The 15,272-nt window shown below is 72.6% G+C and carries 14 protein-coding genes; 7 read left to right on the forward strand and 7 right to left on the reverse strand.

Going from position 1 to position 15,272, the window contains the following annotated elements:
* Positions 1–227: 227 nt before the first annotated feature.
* Entirely contained in the window at positions 228–1,124 is an 897-nt protein-coding gene (locus tag ACGFIM_RS29495; protein WP_393206530.1) for a TetR/AcrR family transcriptional regulator, read from the reverse strand.
* A 103-nt stretch (positions 1,125–1,227) separates the two neighbouring features.
* Here ACGFIM_RS29495 and ACGFIM_RS29500 point away from each other — a divergent pair, with 103 nt between their 5' ends.
* Together ACGFIM_RS29500 and ACGFIM_RS29505 are read left to right on the forward strand one after the other, a co-directional pair.
* Positions 1,228–2,241: a hypothetical protein gene (locus tag ACGFIM_RS29500; RefSeq protein ID WP_393206533.1), complete on the forward strand. Its 1,014-nt coding sequence runs from the start codon at positions 1,228–1,230 to the stop codon at positions 2,239–2,241.
* Between the two features lie 8 nt (positions 2,242–2,249).
* Positions 2,250–3,107, forward strand: coding sequence for an aldo/keto reductase (locus ACGFIM_RS29505; RefSeq protein WP_393206536.1), 858 nt, complete (start codon positions 2,250–2,252; stop codon positions 3,105–3,107).
* Between the two features lie 84 nt (positions 3,108–3,191).
* Here ACGFIM_RS29505 and ACGFIM_RS29510 read toward each other — a convergent pair whose 3' ends face one another.
* Positions 3,192–4,517 carry a CitMHS family transporter gene (locus tag ACGFIM_RS29510; protein WP_393206539.1) on the reverse strand — a complete coding sequence of 442 codons (1,326 nt, stop codon included), beginning with the start codon at positions 4,515–4,517 and terminating at the stop codon, positions 3,192–3,194.
* Between the two features lie 111 nt (positions 4,518–4,628).
* Between ACGFIM_RS29510 and ACGFIM_RS29515 the strand changes: the two genes are divergently transcribed.
* From ACGFIM_RS29515 to ACGFIM_RS29525, 3 genes are all read left to right on the forward strand, one after another.
* A complete protein-coding gene (locus tag ACGFIM_RS29515) occupies positions 4,629–5,558 on the forward strand; it encodes a LysR substrate-binding domain-containing protein (RefSeq protein ID WP_393206542.1) in 930 nt (309 codons plus the stop codon).
* Between the two features lie 127 nt (positions 5,559–5,685).
* The gene (locus tag ACGFIM_RS29520; RefSeq protein WP_393206545.1) at positions 5,686–6,888 is read left to right on the forward strand and encodes a CaiB/BaiF CoA transferase family protein; all 1,203 of its coding nucleotides are present in this window, start codon (positions 5,686–5,688) and stop codon (positions 6,886–6,888) included.
* Positions 6,878–7,765 carry an HpcH/HpaI aldolase/citrate lyase family protein gene (locus ACGFIM_RS29525; protein WP_393206547.1) on the forward strand — a complete coding sequence of 296 codons (888 nt, stop codon included), beginning with the start codon at positions 6,878–6,880 and terminating at the stop codon, positions 7,763–7,765. The genes ACGFIM_RS29520 and ACGFIM_RS29525 overlap by 11 nt, the downstream gene beginning before the upstream one ends.
* 65 nt (positions 7,766–7,830) lie before the next feature.
* On the opposite strand, the gene ACGFIM_RS29530 is transcribed toward ACGFIM_RS29525, so the two are convergent.
* On the reverse strand, positions 7,831–9,249 hold the full coding sequence (locus ACGFIM_RS29530) for an ABC transporter ATP-binding protein (RefSeq protein ID WP_393206550.1): 1,419 nt from the start codon (positions 9,247–9,249) through the stop codon (positions 7,831–7,833).
* Positions 9,250–9,577: 328 nt separating this feature from the next.
* On the opposite strand from ACGFIM_RS29530, the gene ACGFIM_RS29535 reads away from it, so the two are divergent.
* Positions 9,578–10,234 (forward strand): hypothetical protein, encoded by a 657-nt coding sequence (locus ACGFIM_RS29535; RefSeq protein ID WP_393206553.1) that lies wholly within the window; start codon positions 9,578–9,580, stop codon positions 10,232–10,234.
* A 9-nt stretch (positions 10,235–10,243) separates the two neighbouring features.
* On the opposite strand, the gene ACGFIM_RS29540 is transcribed toward ACGFIM_RS29535, so the two are convergent.
* Complete coding sequence (locus ACGFIM_RS29540; protein WP_393206556.1) at positions 10,244–10,801, reverse strand: hypothetical protein; 558 nt, start codon at positions 10,799–10,801, stop codon at positions 10,244–10,246.
* Between the two features lie 593 nt (positions 10,802–11,394).
* Positions 11,395–12,435, reverse strand: a complete 1,041-nt coding sequence (locus tag ACGFIM_RS29545; RefSeq protein ID WP_393206559.1) for an alcohol dehydrogenase — start codon at positions 12,433–12,435, stop codon at positions 11,395–11,397.
* A gap of 76 nt (positions 12,436–12,511) precedes the next feature.
* Here ACGFIM_RS29545 and ACGFIM_RS29550 point away from each other — a divergent pair, with 76 nt between their 5' ends.
* Positions 12,512–12,943, forward strand: a complete 432-nt coding sequence (locus tag ACGFIM_RS29550; protein WP_393206562.1) for a helix-turn-helix domain-containing protein — start codon at positions 12,512–12,514, stop codon at positions 12,941–12,943.
* On the opposite strand, the gene ACGFIM_RS29555 is transcribed toward ACGFIM_RS29550, so the two are convergent.
* Together ACGFIM_RS29555 and ACGFIM_RS29560 are read right to left on the reverse strand one after the other, a co-directional pair.
* Entirely contained in the window at positions 12,877–14,025 is a 1,149-nt protein-coding gene (locus tag ACGFIM_RS29555) for a serine hydrolase domain-containing protein (RefSeq protein ID WP_393206565.1), read from the reverse strand. The genes ACGFIM_RS29550 and ACGFIM_RS29555 overlap by 67 nt on opposite strands.
* 100 nt (positions 14,026–14,125) lie before the next feature.
* Positions 14,126–15,193, reverse strand: a complete 1,068-nt coding sequence (locus tag ACGFIM_RS29560; RefSeq protein ID WP_393206568.1) for a serine hydrolase domain-containing protein — start codon at positions 15,191–15,193, stop codon at positions 14,126–14,128.
* Between the last annotated feature and the right edge of the window lie 79 nt (positions 15,194–15,272).

A 15,272-nucleotide genomic window follows, 5' to 3' on the forward strand; every position in this document is an offset into this window, starting at 1 on the left:
GGCGATCCGTACCCTTCCTCGACACTCGGGGGACATCTCCGGTTTCACGCGAAGTGCTAAATGGTTAGCGGAGAGTCTGTTTCCCTATGACATGTCATGTCAAGGCTTTCTAACCGCCTCCCATAGGACAGTGTGCGGAGAGACGGGACGATAGGGATCGCCGATCGCGCGGCCACGCAGGGGATTCGGCACGACCCGCCGCCACCCGCGCCGGGGGCCGCGCGTGGTCAGCGTTCGGCCGCGTCCAGAGCCGGGACGAGGGGTGCGAGGGCGGCGCGGAGCAGGTCGGGCAGCGAGCCGGACGGCACGACCAGCCCGGAGGCCGAGGCCGCGCCCGGCCGCCCCACCCAGCGGTCGATCGCGACCCGGACCGCCGCGGCCACGGCGGCCGCCAGGACACGCGCCGTGTCGTCGCGGGCGGCATCACCGTCGCGATCGGCATCAGCGCCGCGAACGGCATCACCGTTGCGATCGGCATCAGCGCCGCGAACGGCATCAGCATCGTGCCCGCGGCCGCCCGCACGCCCCTCGCTCTCGCCGGCTCCCCCGCCCTCACGGGCACCGTCCTGCACGGGGGCAGCGCCGCCGTCGCGGGCGGAAGCGCCCGCGGCAGCGAGAGCGCCGTCAGCGGCGGGAGCGCCTGCGGCGGCGGAGGCGCCGGCCGTGTCGGCGGTCTCCCCGGCCCTCCGGCGGGTGGCGAGGCGGGAGGCGATGGCGGCGGCGAGGGGGAGCTCCATCGAGGCGGGGGCGTGGACGAAGGCCTCGCGGAGCGCGGGGCGGGTGGTGATCATCAGCAGCGCGGCCGCGTGCTCCTCACCGGGGTCGGTGTACTGCTCGACGATCGCGTCGATGACGGCGTCGGCCAGGCGCACGGACGGCGGCCTCGCGGCCACGGCCTCCGCGACGCGGCTCTCGCGCTCGGCGGTGACGGCGGCGACGATCGCCTGCTCGCGGCTGGCGAAGTAGTTGTTGTACGTCCGCGGCGAGACGCCTGCGGCCTCGGCGATGTCGTCCACGCGGACGTTGTCGGGCCCGCGTTCGAGCGCCAGCCGCAGCGCGGCCTCGCGCAGCGCCTTCCGGGTGGCCTGCTTCTTCTGCTCGCGCAACCCCGTACGCCTCGCCATCACGCCACCACCCTGCCAGAAAACATGCGCATGCGCAAACTTGCGCGCACGCAATTTTCGTCCGTACGCTGAGGCCGCTCGAACACACGAAAGGACGCGATCCATGCGAGCCAAAGGCATCAGCTACGACACGGGCTTCGTTCCGGGCGGGACGGGCACCGTGGAGCGCTTCGACCTCGACGTGGTCCGGCGCGAGCTGGAGATCATCCGCGACGACCTGCACTGCACCGCCGTCCAGCTCGTCGGCGGCGACCCCGAACGCCTGGAGCGGGCCGCCGCCTGCGCCGCCGAGCTGGGCCTCGAGGTGTGGTTCTCGCCGTACCCGCTGGAGATGACCGCCGAGGAGATGCTGGCGCTGTTCGCCGACTGCGCCGAGCGGGCGGAGCGGATCCGGCGCTCCGGCGCGGAGGTCGTGTTCGTGGCGGGCAGCGAGCTGACCGTCATGGACCGCGGCTTCCTGCCCGGCGACACCCTCAAGGAACGGCTCGACGCCCTGCTCGGTCGCCGCGAACTGGCCGCCGAGGCGGGCAAGCGGGTCGCCGCGTTCCTCGCCGAGGCCGCGGCCGTGGTCCGCGAGCGCTTCGGCGGCAAGGTCACGTACGCGGCGATCCCCTTCGAACCGGTGGACTGGTCGCTGTTCGACTTCGTCACGGTCGAGCTGATCCGCTCGGCCGAGGTCGCCGACCGCTTCCAGGAGGGCGTGCGCGCCCTCGTCGCCCAGGGCAGGCCGGTGGCGATCACCGGGTTCGGGACGGCGACCTGGCGCGGCGCCGCCGACGTGGCGCCCCGCAGCATGGAGATCATCGAATACGACGAGGACACCGGCCTGCCCGCGCGCCTGACCGGCACGTACGAGCGCGACGAGGAGGGCCAGGCCACCTACCTGCGAGAGCTCCTGGAGATCTTCGAGGCCGAGGGTGTGGACTCGGCGTTCGTGCACACGTTCGCGCTCCCGGCGCTGCCGCACCGCCCGGACGGCGACCCGCGCGACGACCTCGACCTGGCCAGCCTCGGCATCGTCAAGGTGTACGCGGACCGCGACGGCGACACCTACCCGGGCCTGCGGTGGGATCCGAAGCCGGCGTTCGCCGCCGTCGCGGCCTGCTACGGGAAGTGAGGCGCCCGATGACGACCTTCGCGCTGGCCGGCGAGACGCCGGTGAACCGGATCGGCTTCGGTGCGATGCGGCTCGCGCTCGGGCGGTCCGCGCGCGGCGCCGAGGCGGGCGTCGCGGTGCTGCGCCGCGCCGTGGAGCTGGGCGTGAACCATATCGACACGGCCGGCTTCTACGGCTTCGGCGACCTGCGGGCGCACGAGCTGATCAGGCGGGCGCTGGCGCCGTACCCGGAAGACCTGGTGATCGCCACCAAGGTCGGCCCGCTGCTCGGCGCGAACCTCGCCCCGGCCGGCGAGGCGCGCGCGGACCAGCTCCGCGCCCTGGTCACGGACGACCTGCGCCGGCTCGGGGTGGACCGGCTCGACCTCGTCTACCTGCGGACCGGCGGGCTGGGGCCGGTGAGCGACGAGCCGATCGGCGAGCGGTTCGCGGCCCTCGCGGAGCTGCGGAGCGAGGGACTGATCCGGCATCTCGGGCTCAGCCACGTCAGCGCGGCCCAGCTCGCCGAGGCCAGGGCGATCGCGCCGGTGGCGGCCGTGCAGAACGCGTTCAGCGTCCACGACCAGGGCGACCGCGCGGTGCTCGCGGAATGCGAGCGGGCGGGGATCGCGTACGTGCCGTACTTCCCGCTGGGCGGCGGGCGGCCGTCGATCGACCGGGCCCGCCTGGCGGAGGTCGCGGCGCGGCACGGCGCGACTCCGGCGCAGGTCGCCCTGGCCTGGCTGCTCGCCGTCTCGCCGGTGACGCTGCCCATCCCCGGCACCGGCTCGCTCGACCACCTCGCCGAGAACGTGGCCGCCGCCGGCCTCCGGCTCGACCCCGCCGACCTGGCCGCGCTCAGCGCCACGCCCGAGCCCTCGGCCTGAATCTGGCCAGGTGGTGACGTCCAGCGCGTCCGTCCTGCCCGGCCGGAGGGGCGTCGCGGACGGCGCAGGTGGCGGGGCGGCTCCTCACAGTGAGATGGCGGTGGTGGCGAGCGCGACCACGGTCATGACGGCCGTGGTGGCGAACGCCCAGCCGAAGATGAAGCGCTGGTGCCGGCCGAGCTGCACGCCGCTCATGCCGACGAGGATGAACGTGGCGGCGGTGAGCGGGCTCAGGGGGAAGCCGGTGGTCATCTGGCCGAGGATGGCCGCCCTGGCGATCTCGGCGGAGTCGATGCCGAAACCGGTCGCGGTCTGCGCCAGGACGGGCAGCACGCCGAAGTAGTACGCGTCGGGGGTGAAGACGAGGCTGAGCGGCATGCCGGTGAGCGCCACGAGCACCGGCAGGTGCCCGCCGAACGACTCGGGGATGATGCCGACGAACGCCGCCGCCATCTCGTCGATCATCTTGGTGCCGGTCAGCACGCCGGTGAACACGCCCGCGGCGAAGACCATGGTGGTGACCAGGACGACGCTCTTGCCGTGCCGTTCGAGCAGCTCCTGCTGCTTGTCCCAGGTGGGCAGGTTGACCACGGCCGCGATGGAGAAGCCGACCACGAACAGCACCGGCAGCGGCATCACCTGCAGCACCAGGCACACCAGCAGGGCGAGGGTCAGCACCAGGTTGAACGCGGTCCGCAGCCGCCCCGTGCGGGCCGGGGCGAGCGGCGTGCCGGGACCGTCGCCCACGGCCCGCGCCTCGGCGGGGACGGCCTGCGCGCCGGCGGGCAGCGCCACCGTCCCGAGGCGGCGGCGTTCCCGCAGCCCGATGAGGAACGACGCCACCAGCACCCACGCGATCCCGGCCGCCATCGCGGGCAGCACGGGCGTGAACACCTGCGAGCCGTCGAGCTTCAGCACCGCCATGGCGCGGGCCGTCGGGCCGCCCCACGGCAGCATGTTCATGACGCCCGCGCCCAGGCAGACGACGCCGGTGAGCACGAGCGGGCTCATGCCGAGCCGCCGGTAGACGGGCAGCAGCGCCGAGACGGTGATGAGGAACGTGGAGGCCCCGTCGCCGTCGAGCGCCACGCACATCGTGATGACGGCGGTGCCGACCGCGATGCGCAGCGGATCGTCCTTGGCCAGGCGCAGGATGCCGCGGATCAGCGGGTCGAACAGGCCGGTGTCGATCATCAGGCTGAAGTACAGGACCGCGAAGGCGATCATGATGCCGGTGGGCGCCACCTTGCCGAGGCCTTCGAGGATCATCGGACCCAGGTCGGACGCGAACCCGCCGATCAGCGCCGCCGCGACCGGCACCAGCACCAGGGCGGTGAGGACCGAGACGCGCTTGGTCATGGTGAGCGCCAGGAACAGGCCGATGGTGAGAAAACCCAGGAGCGCGATCATCGGGGTCCTTTCCGGGTCCGGGAGATTACCGGAAAGTGTCCGAGCACCCCGCGTTTCACGTCCACCATCAAAACTGGATTTATCCATGCGACCTGCGCAACAGTTACGGACGTGGATGCCACTCTGCGGCAGCTCGCCGCGTACGTCGCCGTCGCCAAGTCGGCCGGCTTCACCGCCGCTGCCGCGCAGCTTCACCTCTCGCAGTCCACGTTGAGCCGGGCCGTCGCCGACCTCGAACGCGTGCTCGGCGTCCGGCTGCTGGAGCGCGACACCAGGAACGTGCAGCTCACCGCCGCCGGGGTGGAGACGCTGAGGGTGGCCGAGCAGATCGTGGACGCCCACCGCTCCGGCATGAAGGAGCTGCGGCGCTACCTGCTCGGCGAGTCGGGCGTGGTGGCCATGGCCACGCTGCCGTCCGTGGCCGCCGTGCTGCTGCCCGGCCTGATCTCCGCGTTCCGGCGGGAGCGGCCCGAGGTGAGCGTGCGGATCATGGACGGGCTCGAACGGGCCGTGCTCGGCCGGGTGCTCTCCGGGGACGCCGACTTCGCGGTGACCACCGTGGGAGCCGCGTCCGACCGGCTCGAACACCGCCCGCTGATCCGCGACCGGTTCCGCGCCGTCCTGCCCGAGGGCCATCCGCTGGCCGAACGTGACGAGCTGACCTGGGAGGACCTGGCCACCGAGCCGTTCCTCGCGGTGGGGCCCGAGTCCAGCGTCCGGCGGCTCACCGACGCGGCGTTCGCGCAGGTGGGCGCCGGGGCGGCGCCGGCGGCGGAGGCGAGCAACGTGGCCACGGTGGGCGGCCTGGTCGCGGCCGGGCTCGGCGTGTCGGCGCTGCCCGCACTGGTGCTGCCGCTGCTCGGGCCCGGCCGGGTGGTGCACAGGGAGCTGGTCGCGCCCGTGGTCGAGCGGCGGCTGGACGTCGTCGTCCGGGCCCGCCGCACGCTGCCGCCCGCCGCCGCGGCCTTCCTCGACCTGCTGCAGGAGGCGCGCACCGAGGGCCGCGACGTCCCGCCCGGCGCCTCCTGGATCACCCGCTGACCCGCCCTGCCTTCGGGCACACCTGCCCATGCGATAAGCGCATGAATTTATCGAAATTTCGTGCTGGACTCGCATATCTCCGGATGGGCAGCATGAAGCCAGCCGTACCGGACGAAGGAGCTCATGCGTGGCCTCTGAACAGCGCGGGCAACTGCGTGGACTGAAGGTGGTGGAGTTCGCTCACGTGGTCGCCGGGCCGCTGGCCGGGTCCATGCTGGCCGACCAGGGGGCGGACGTGGTCCACGTCGAGCCGCCGGGAGGCGGCGACGCCGCCCGCGCCATGGGGCCCGTTAAGGACGGCGTGCCGCTGTGGTTCAAGGTCGCCGGGCGCAACAAGCGTTCCGTGACGCTCGACCTGCACGATCCGGACGGCCGGCGGGTCGCGCACCGGCTCGTCGCCTGGGCCGACGTGGTGATCGTGACGCTGCGCGCGTCCCGGCTGCGGGCCTGGGAGCTGGACTGGGAGGCGGTGCACCGGATCAACCCGAAGGCGGTGCTGCTGCAGATCTCCGGGTTCGGCGCGACGTCGTCGCAGGCGGACGCGCCCGGCTTCGGCAAGGTCGGTGAGGCGCGCAGCGGCGTCGTGCACCTGACCGGGTTCCCTGACGGGCCGCCCGTGCACACCGGGTTCTCCCACGGCGATGCGGTGACGGGGCTGATGGGCGCGTACGCGGTGCTCGCCGCCCTGCACCGGCGCGCCTGCGACCCGGACTTCGACGGCGAGTGGATCGACCTCGCGCTGTTCGAGCCGCTGTTCCGGCTGGTCGAGTGGCAGGTCATCGCCCACGACCAGCTCGGCGCGGTGCCCGGCAGGTCGGGCAACCAGCTCGCGGTCGCCCCTGCGGCGGTGATCAACACGTACCTGTCGGGCGACGGCGACTGGATCACGGTGACGTCGGCGACGCGCCGCTCGGTGCTGAACGTCGTCCGCCTGCTCGGGCTGCCCGAGGACGAGTACGCCACCACCGAGCAGCAGCTCGCCGGCCGGGAGCGGCTGGATCGCGAGCTGCGGGCGTGGGTGGCCGCGCGCGGCACCGAGGAGTGCCTGCGGGCGTTCGCCGAGGCCGAGGTGGTCGCCTCGCGGGTGTTCACGATCGCGGACATCGCCGCCGACCCGATCTACGCCGAGCGCGGCGACATCGTCACCGTGGACGACCCCGACCTGGGCCCCGTGCGCATGCAGGCGGCGCTGCCGCACTTCCACCGCGCGCCGGGCAACGTCTGGCGCACCGGCCCGGCGCTCGGGCAGGACAACGACCTCGTCTACCGCGAGTGGCTCGGCATCGACGGCCGGGAGATCGACGACCTGGAGAAGCGCGGTGTCATCTGACCGTCCCACGCTGCGCTCGCTGCTCTTCGTCCCGGGGAACAGGACCGGGTGGCTGGCCAAGGCGGAGGCCGCCGGGGCCGACGCCGCCGTGCTCGACCTCGAGGACGCCGTCCCGGAGAGCGGGAAGGCGGAGGCCAGGGAACGGGTGGCCGAGGCCGTCGCGAACGCATCCGGCACGATGGCGCTCTTCGTGCGGATCAACCCGTTCGACGGCTGGGCGGCCGCCGAGGACCTGCGCGCCGTGGCCCGCCCCGGCCTGGCGGGCGTGATGCTGCCCAAGACCCGCGGTCCTGAGGACGTGGTGCTCGCCGACCGCATGCTGACCTGGTGCGAGCGGGAGCACGGCATGCCCGGGGGGCGGATCGCGCTGGTGCCGCTGCTGGAGAGCGCCGCCGCGCTGCGCGGCGCGTACGAGATCGGGCGGGCCGCGCCGCGCGTCGCCTACCTGGGGGCGGTCACCGGCAAGGGCGGCGACGTGGAACGCGCGGTCGGCTACCGTTGGAGCCCGTCCGGGGCCGAGACCCTGGAGCTGCGCTCGCGCGTGCTGCTGGACGTCCGGGCGGCCGGCGTGCCGTGCCCGGTCGCCGGGCTGTGGACCGCGATCGGCGACCTCGACGGGCTGCGCGCCTTCGCCGAGCAGAACCGCTCGCTCGGGTACGAGGGCATGCTGGCCATCCACCCCTCGCACGTACCGGTGATCAACGAGGTCTTCTCTCCCGGCCCCGAGGAGCTGGATCGCTACGCCCGGCTGGTCGCCGCCGTTGAGGAGGCGCAGGCGCGCGGCGCGGGCGCGATCGTGTTCGAGGGCGAGATGGTGGACGAGGCGATGGCCGCCCGCGCCCGCGCCGCCCTGCGCGCCCACGGCCGCACGAGCTGACCGGCGGCCGTCAGCGGTGAAACGCGCCGGACGGCGGTCGGCGGGGAAGGCAGGCCGGGCGGCGATCAGCGGGAAAGCGCGCCGGCTGCGTCGTCGTCCACCAGGAAGCCGCCGGACTGATGCCGCCACAGCCGGGCGTACGCGCCGTCGGCCTCCAGCAGCTCGGCGTGCGTGCCCTGCTCGACGATGGCGCCCTTGTTGAGCACGACCAGGCGGTCCATGCGGACGACCGTGCTGAGCCGGTGCGCGACCACGATGGCGGTGCGCTCCTGCATGAGCCGCCACAGCGCGTCCTGGACGAGGATCTCGCTTTCCGAGTCGAGCGCGCTGGTGGCCTCGTCGAGCAGCAGGATCGGCGCGTCGCGCAGGATGGCGCGGGCCAGCGCGATGCGCTGCCGCTGGCCGCCGGAGAGCTTGACGCCGCGCTCGCCGACCAGCGTGTCGAGGCCGTCGGGCAGCGCGTCGGCGAACTCCATGACGTGCGCCGCCTCGGCCGCGGCCTTGATCTCGGCGTCGGTGGCGCCCGGCCGGGCGAAGGCGATGTTGTCGCGTACGGTGCGGTGGAACATGGCGGGCTCCTGCGGCACGTACGCGATGAGGCTGCGCAGGTCGGCCTGGCGCAGCCGGGAGATGTCCTGGCCGCCGATGAGGATGCGGCCCGAGTCGATGTCCATGAGGCGCAGCAGCAGCCGGGTGAGCGTGGTCTTGCCGCCGCCCGACTGCCCGACGAGCCCGATCTTGGCCCCGGCGGGGATGTCGAGATCGAGCTCCTGGAACAGCGGGCTGCCGCTCGTGTACGAGAACGTCACCCGTTCGAAGCGCACCGAGGCGTCGGCGGGCCGCAGCGGCAGCGGCTCGGGCGGGTCGGTCACCGTGGGCGGCGTGAGCAGCAGCTCGGTGAACTGCGCCGCCTCGGTGATGATGCTCTCCATGCGCCGGTAGATCTGGTTGAACTCGAACATGAGGCCGATGGCGTTCGTGTAGTACGTGAACGTCACCACGATCGCCTCGACGCCCAGCCCGCCCCGCAGCCCCACGGCGAGCAGCAGGCCGAGCGTGCTGCCGAGGACCGACAGCGGGGCCACGACGGTGTCGACCCGCAGGTTGCTGTAGTCCCACGAGCGCAGGGTGAGCCGGTACTGCTCGGCGAGCTTGACGCGGTGCTCGGCGGCCTCGCGGCGCTCGGCGGCGAAGGCGCGCACGGTGTCCATGTTGGACAGCACGTCGGCGACGTGGCCCGAGACGTGCACGCGTGCGGCCTCGCGCGCGTCCACCAGCTTCTGGCGGCGGCGGATGAGCGGCGCGACGACGAACCCGGTGACGATCAGCAGGCCGATGAGCACGACCACCAGCAGCGGGTGGTACTGCCACAGCACGACGGAGGCGAAGGCCAGCGGCACGAGCTTGGCCATGACGGAGAACGTCAGCGTGTCGACGAAGTCCTCGAACCTGTTCGCGAAGCCGCGTCTCCAGGGTGTAACCACCTCGAAGGGGAGGCCCGCATGCGGTCATCGCCGGTCAGGCTCTCGCACTGGTCGTTCATGTTCGCCGAGATCGCCCTGTGGTCGTTCGCCGTCCTGGCCGTGACCGGGGCCGTGCTGATGGTGTTCTACGACCCCGCCATGACGCAGGTCGCCTATGACGGCTCGTACGGGCCGCTGCGCGGGGCGCTGGTCAGCCGGGCGTTCGACTCGGCCATGCAGGTCAGCCTGGAGGTGCGCGGCGGCCTGCTCATCCGCCAGACGCATCACTGGTCGGCGCTACACGCGCTTCGTCGCCGCGCTGCCGGTGCGGCGCGGCGGCCGCCCGCTGATGGCCGCCGCCACGGCGGGCATGCTCGTCATCCTGGGGTTCGGCTTCCAGATCGCCCCCATCTGGCTGTACGGGCCGGCCAGGCCGACGCAGATCTCGGCGGGCGCGGTGCCCGACTGGTACATGGGGTTCCTGGACGGCGCGCTGCGGATCATGCCGGGCTGGGAGCTGACCGTCGGCGGCTACACGCTCAGCCTCGCGGTGCTGGTACCGACCGTGGTGGTGCCGGGCGCGTTCTTCGGCGCGCTGGCCGCGTACCCGATGATCGAACGCATGGTGGCGGCGCGGCGCGGACGGCCGCTGCCCCCGCCCGGCCTGCTCGACCGGCCGCGCGAGCAGCCCGTCAAGACCGCGCTCGCCGTCGCCGGCGTCGCCTGCTACGGCCTGCTGTGGGCGGCGGCGGCCAACGACCAGCTCGCGCACCACTTCCACCTGACCATCGAGGCGGTGACGAGCTTCTTCAGGTACGCGGTGTTCATCGGCCCCGCCGTCGCCTTCACCGTCACCCGGTGGATGTGCCTGGCGCTGCTGCAGGCGGAGCGCGAGGCCGCCGAGCACGGCGTGGAGAGCGGCGTCATCGTCCGCACCCCCGACGGCGGCTTCCACGAGCGGCCGGAACCGGTCCGCCACGGGCCGCGGCTGCCGTCGGCGCGCTGAAGCCGGTGCTCAGACCAGCGGGTTGACGCCGGGACCCGCCACCGTGATGGCGGCGCGCGGGAGCGACTCCCGCTGCGCCTCCTGCGGGCCGACGACGGCGTTGAGCCCGCCGTCCACGATCTGCGCCACCGCGTCGCCGGAGACGAACGGGTCGCTCGTCTGCCCCTCGACCCTGATGAGCATCCTGGTACGGGTGCAGAACAGGCTGGCCTCGCTCTCCCGCGAACCGCTGACCGCCGCCTCCATGGGCCCGGAGAAGCCCTGCTGCCGGGCCGGATGGCCCTGGCTGGCGGTGAGGTCGAGGTCAAGGGTCCAGTCGGAACCGGACAGCCCGCAATGGCCTTCGGAGTTGACCCAGGCGATCATGTCGTAGGAGCCGACCTTGATCTGCGCCAGCGGGTGCTCGGCCTGCTCGGGCAGCTCTCCGTGGTCGGGCAGTCCTCGCAACGTCATCAGCGGCCACTGGGCCGGGTCTTTCAGCAGCGGGTCGGTGACCGGCGCGGAACAGGAGACGATGACCGGCGACACCAGGATCCCGGCCACCAGACGCGCCAGACGATTGGTCACGCTCATCTTCCTTCTGGGGTGACGCAGATCGTTCATGATCCATCGGACAACCTATCCCAATGTCACCACCACTTCGGCCATCCACCTGGAGCTCCAGGCAGGCGTACCGGTGCTCAGCCCTCGACGCTGCGGCCCTCCAGACGGCTGATCGGACCGTGCCCCTGGTGGCGCGCAGGCCGAAGCCGTACCGGTGGCTCCGCCTCTCCTGGTCGGTGGTGAGCAGGCCGTTGCCGGGCGCGGTGTGCAGCCGCCGGAACGTGCCCTGATGCTCGGCGTACGCGGTGACCGTCGCCTCCGACAGCACCAGCGCCAGCCGCTCACCCGGGCTGTGCTCTGGCGGCATGTACGACGGCGTGCCCGCCACCAGGCCGCTGCCGGTGCGGGTGTCGAACGCCCTGGCGATGCCGAAGCCGGCTCGCCCGCCGGCCCCGTGCCGAGCACGTGTCCGGAGCACGGCAGGCGGTCACGACGGTCCCCCGTCCGATCCGGCGATCTTCAACGCGATCAGCGTAGTGCCGCCGCAGGCACGCGCGGCGCCCGCCCACCGGTCCCGCTCCGGGGGGCGGGCGCCGGCTTTCGGCGGATCGGTCGCGTCAGCGGCCGGTGGTGAGGACCATGCGGTAGCGGGCCTGTCCGGACATCATGCGGTCGTAGGCCGCGGCCACGTCCTCCAGCGGCCGGGTCTCGGTGAGCGCCCGCACGCCGGTCAGCGCGGCGAACCGCATCGTCTCCTCGACCTCGCTCGCCGTGCCCGACGGGTGGCCGTGCACGGTCCTGCTGTTCGCGATGAGCTGGAACGGGCTGACCTGGATGGGCTCCGGGGTGGCCCCGAGCACGATCAGCTCGCCGCCGTTGCCGAGCCCGTCGATGGCCGCGGTCATCGCCTCGGAGCTGGCGGCGGTGGCCAGCACGACCTTCGCCCCGCCCAGCGCCTGGAGCTCGGCCGCCACGTCACCGGCGCTGGAGTCGATGTAGTGGTGGGCGCCGAGCCGTTCGGCGGTGCCGGCCTTGTCCGCGCCGCGCGCGACCGCGACCGTCTCGAAGCCGAGCTTGTTCGCGAACTGCACGCCCAGATGCCCGAGCCCGCCGATGCCGAGGACGGCGACCAGGTCGCCGGGCCGCGCGGCGCTGTGCCGCAGCGAGTTGAACGTGGTGACGCCGGCGCAGCCCATGGGCGCGGCCTCGACGGCGCTCAGCTCGTCGGGGATGCGGGCCAGCGCGGACGCGGGCACGGTGGTGTACTCGGCGTACCCGCCGGGGTAGGCCCAGCCGGGCACCTGCATGCGGGTGCAGTGGATGAAGTCGCCCGCACGGCAGGGCCCGCAGGTGCCGCAGTTGCCACCGAACCAGCCGATCGCCACGCGGTCACCGGCGTTCCAGTCCTCGACGCCGTCGCCGACCACGTCGATGCGCCCGGCGATCTCGTGACCGGTGACGAGCGGGAACGGCACGTCAGGGAAGCCGGCGTTGACGAAGCCGGAGTCGGACCGGCACACCCCGCACGCCTCGACGGCGACGCGGACGTGCCCGGGCTGCGGCTCGGCGAGCTCGCGCTCGACGATGCCGAACGGGCCGCCGGCGGTGCCGACCTGGGCGGCGCGGTAGGTGCGCGGGCCGGAAGTCGTGGACGTCATGGACATCGAGTACCCCTCAGGGGGAGAACGAACGCGAACGGGACCGGCTTTGCTACGCACTCCGAGCACACCACCGGTGACCCTCCGTTCCCGGCGCGCCCGCCTCAGCCCCGACGGGGTGGGCCTGCCGGATGACGGCCGGGCACGCCGCGTGCCGGGGTTGCGCCGGGACGAGGTGGCCAGGCCGGCCGGCGTCAGCACCGGGTACTACACCCGCCTGGAGCAGGGCCGCGCCGGGTCGCCGTCCCCCGAGGTGGGCGAGCTGCGCTTCTCGTACGAGAGCTTCCTGCCGCCCGGCGACGCCGGCCAGATGCTGTGCGTCCACAACGTCGAGCCCGGCTCCCCCACCGCCGACGCGCTGCGGCTGCTGAGCAGCTGGGCCGCTCCCGGCGCACCGGATGACCGCCGCCCCGGTGACCGGATGGTCGCACGGTCTTCTGGTCAGGCGCCCGCGATGATGGCCCGTTCCTTGGCCAGGATCGTGTTCTGGAGATCGATCCCCGCGTAGTTCGACAGGATGACGGTGGTCCATTCGAGGTCGCGGTAGATGGTCCAGTTGGTCGAGCCTCCCGCGAGCAGGCCGCCGCCGTGCTGGGCCAGCCAGTGGCGGTTGTACATGGTCGTGGTGAGGCCGTACCCCATGCCGGAGACCTGGACGTTGTCGCCGGCGGGTGCCGCCGGGACCTTCAGGGTGAGGAACATGTCGACGTAGGGGGCGCCCAGCAGCCTGCCCGCGCGCAGCGCGCGGTCGAAGGCGACCAGGTCCTCCGCCGTGGCGAAGGCGCCTCCGCCGCCGTTGCCGACGTAGGGGGTCGTGCCCCCGTGGCCGGTGGGCAGAGAGGGCGGGCGGCGGGCGAGGCCGTCGATCCACTGGCCGGTGTCCTGGTCGCGCCAGTACGGGTGCGCGACCTTCGGGTTCTCCAGCCAGTCGGGCCGGGTCGTGAACCCCGCGCCGGTCATGCCGGCTGCGGCGAAGATGTGCTCGCGCACGTGGTCGTAGAAGCTCCCGCCCCCGGCCGCCTCGACGATCGCGCCGAGCGCGGCCATGCCCGAGCTGCTGTACTGCACCTGCGTGCCGGGCGTGAACAGCAGAGCCTCCCGGCGGATGATGGACATGATGCCGTCCATCATCTTCCGCTCCGAGTTCCAGTTGTGCTCGGTGTTGTCCTTGTAGACCTGGTCGGTCCGGAAGTCGGCGAATCCGCCGGTGTGGGTGAGCAGCTGGTGCACGGTGACGGTGCCGGCGATGCCGGGCGGGAAGCCCTCGAGGTACGTGCCGACCGTCGCGTGCAGGTCGATCCTGCCCTGCTCCACGAGCTGCAGGACGGCGAGCGCCGTGAACGGCTTCGAGGCGGAGGCCAGGTTGAACTGCGTGTCGATCCGGTTGGGGATCTTCCTGGCCTTGTCGGCCATGCCGTACGCCCTGGCCAGCACCGGCTTGCCCTGGTGCGCCACCATGACGGTGCCGGAGAACTGATCGTTCTTCGCCAGTTCGGCGACGTAGCGGTCGAACTCGCCGCCGGGGCGCATGTCCGGCCTGGCGTACGCGGCCGCCGTCCTGCCCGGCGTCACGGCGGCGGCGATGGACACGGCGCCCATCATCCCGAGTACCGACCTCCGTGAGGGGCGGAAGGCGGACGGATGCGCTGACGACATGAAGAGTCTTCCTTTCGGCTGAGGCGGAGGTCCGCTAGGCGCGGGTGATGAGCTGCCGGGCGCGGTTGACGATGGGGTCGACGCTGTCGTCGTAGTTACCGAGGATCGCCATGCTCCAGCCGGTACCGGGATGGCTGTCGAGCATGTTCGCCATGCCGGGTCCGCTGCCGGAGTGCCACAGCACCTCCCGGCCGTTCAGCACGGTGCGGAAGAAGCCGTAGCAGTAGGCCATCGCCTGGCGGTCGAGCGTGGGTTTCACGTCCGGCCCCAGCGCCGTCTTGGAGCCGGTGAACAGCTCGGCGAAGGACCGTTCGAGCAGCGTCCCGTCCAGCGTGGCGGCGTGGAAGCGCAGCAGGTCGCCGACGGTGGAGTACAGGCCGTGATCGGGCATGCCGATCAGGCCCATGTTCTCGCTCATGGTCAGGTCGTACCGCTCGCCGGTCTGCCTGTCGGTGGCGTAGCGGTGCGCGAACTCGCGGGAGGCACGGACCTCGTCCCTGGTGGGGAAGGAGGTGTGGCGCAGCTTCGCCCGCTTGATGATGTTCGTCCGTACGTAGTCGTAGAAGTCGCCGGCGACCGCGGCCACGATCGCGCCGAGCGTGAAGTAGCCGCCGTTGCTGTACTGGAAGCGCGAGCCGGGCGGGAACGGCGCCTTCGTGGCACGTACGGCCTCCAGGTTCGCCTGCCACGTCTCCTCGATGGTGTCCCCGCTCGGAGGAGCGGCCGTGGTGCGATCGACGCCCGCGGTGTGCGTGAGCAGGTGGTGCACGGTGACGGTGCCGGCCAGGCCGGGCGGGAAGCCGTCCAGGTAGGTACCGAGGGTCTCGTGCAGCGCGACCTCGCCCTTCTCGACGAGCTGGGCGAGTGCCACGGCGGTGAACGACTTGGTGATGGACGCGACGTCGAAGCGCGTCTCCGCCCGGTTGGGGATGTCTCTGGCTTTGTCCGCCAGGCCGTACGAACGTTCCAGCACGGTTCTGCCACGCCAGGTCAGCAGGACGGTGCCGGAGAACTCGTCCTGCTCGGCCCGCGCCGCGATGAACCGATCGAGTTCACCTCCGGGCCGCAGCTCTTTCGGTGGGGCGGACGTGCTCGGGGGCATGCGGGATCTCCTCACGTACGCTGTGGTGCGCACGGCAGGGGCTGCCATGCGTGAGGCGATCCAATCGGCCGGCCTGTTT

Source organism: Nonomuraea sp. NPDC049309, from assembly GCF_043196965.1.
In the GTDB taxonomy this organism is placed as follows: domain Bacteria; phylum Actinomycetota; class Actinomycetes; order Streptosporangiales; family Streptosporangiaceae; genus Nonomuraea; species Nonomuraea fastidiosa.

Bases quoted from the DNA above. Each gene is read 5' to 3' on its own strand.
- ACGFIM_RS29510 (WP_393206539.1), bottom strand. From the start codon at position 4,517: ATGATCGCGCTCCTGGGTTTTCTCACCATCGGCCTGTTCCTGGCGCTC.
- ACGFIM_RS29500 (WP_393206533.1), top strand. From the start codon at position 1,228: ATGCGAGCCAAAGGCATCAGCTACGACACGGGCTTCGTTCCGGGCGGG.
- ACGFIM_RS29535 (WP_393206553.1), top strand. From the start codon at position 9,578: ATGGCCGCCGCCACGGCGGGCATGCTCGTCATCCTGGGGTTCGGCTTC.
- ACGFIM_RS29560 (WP_393206568.1), bottom strand. From the start codon at position 15,193: ATGCCCCCGAGCACGTCCGCCCCACCGAAAGAGCTGCGGCCCGGAGGT.
- ACGFIM_RS29505 (WP_393206536.1), top strand. From the start codon at position 2,250: ATGACGACCTTCGCGCTGGCCGGCGAGACGCCGGTGAACCGGATCGGC.
- ACGFIM_RS29495 (WP_393206530.1), bottom strand. From the start codon at position 1,124: ATGGCGAGGCGTACGGGGTTGCGCGAGCAGAAGAAGCAGGCCACCCGG.
- ACGFIM_RS29545 (WP_393206559.1), bottom strand. From the start codon at position 12,435: ATGACGTCCACGACTTCCGGCCCGCGCACCTACCGCGCCGCCCAGGTC.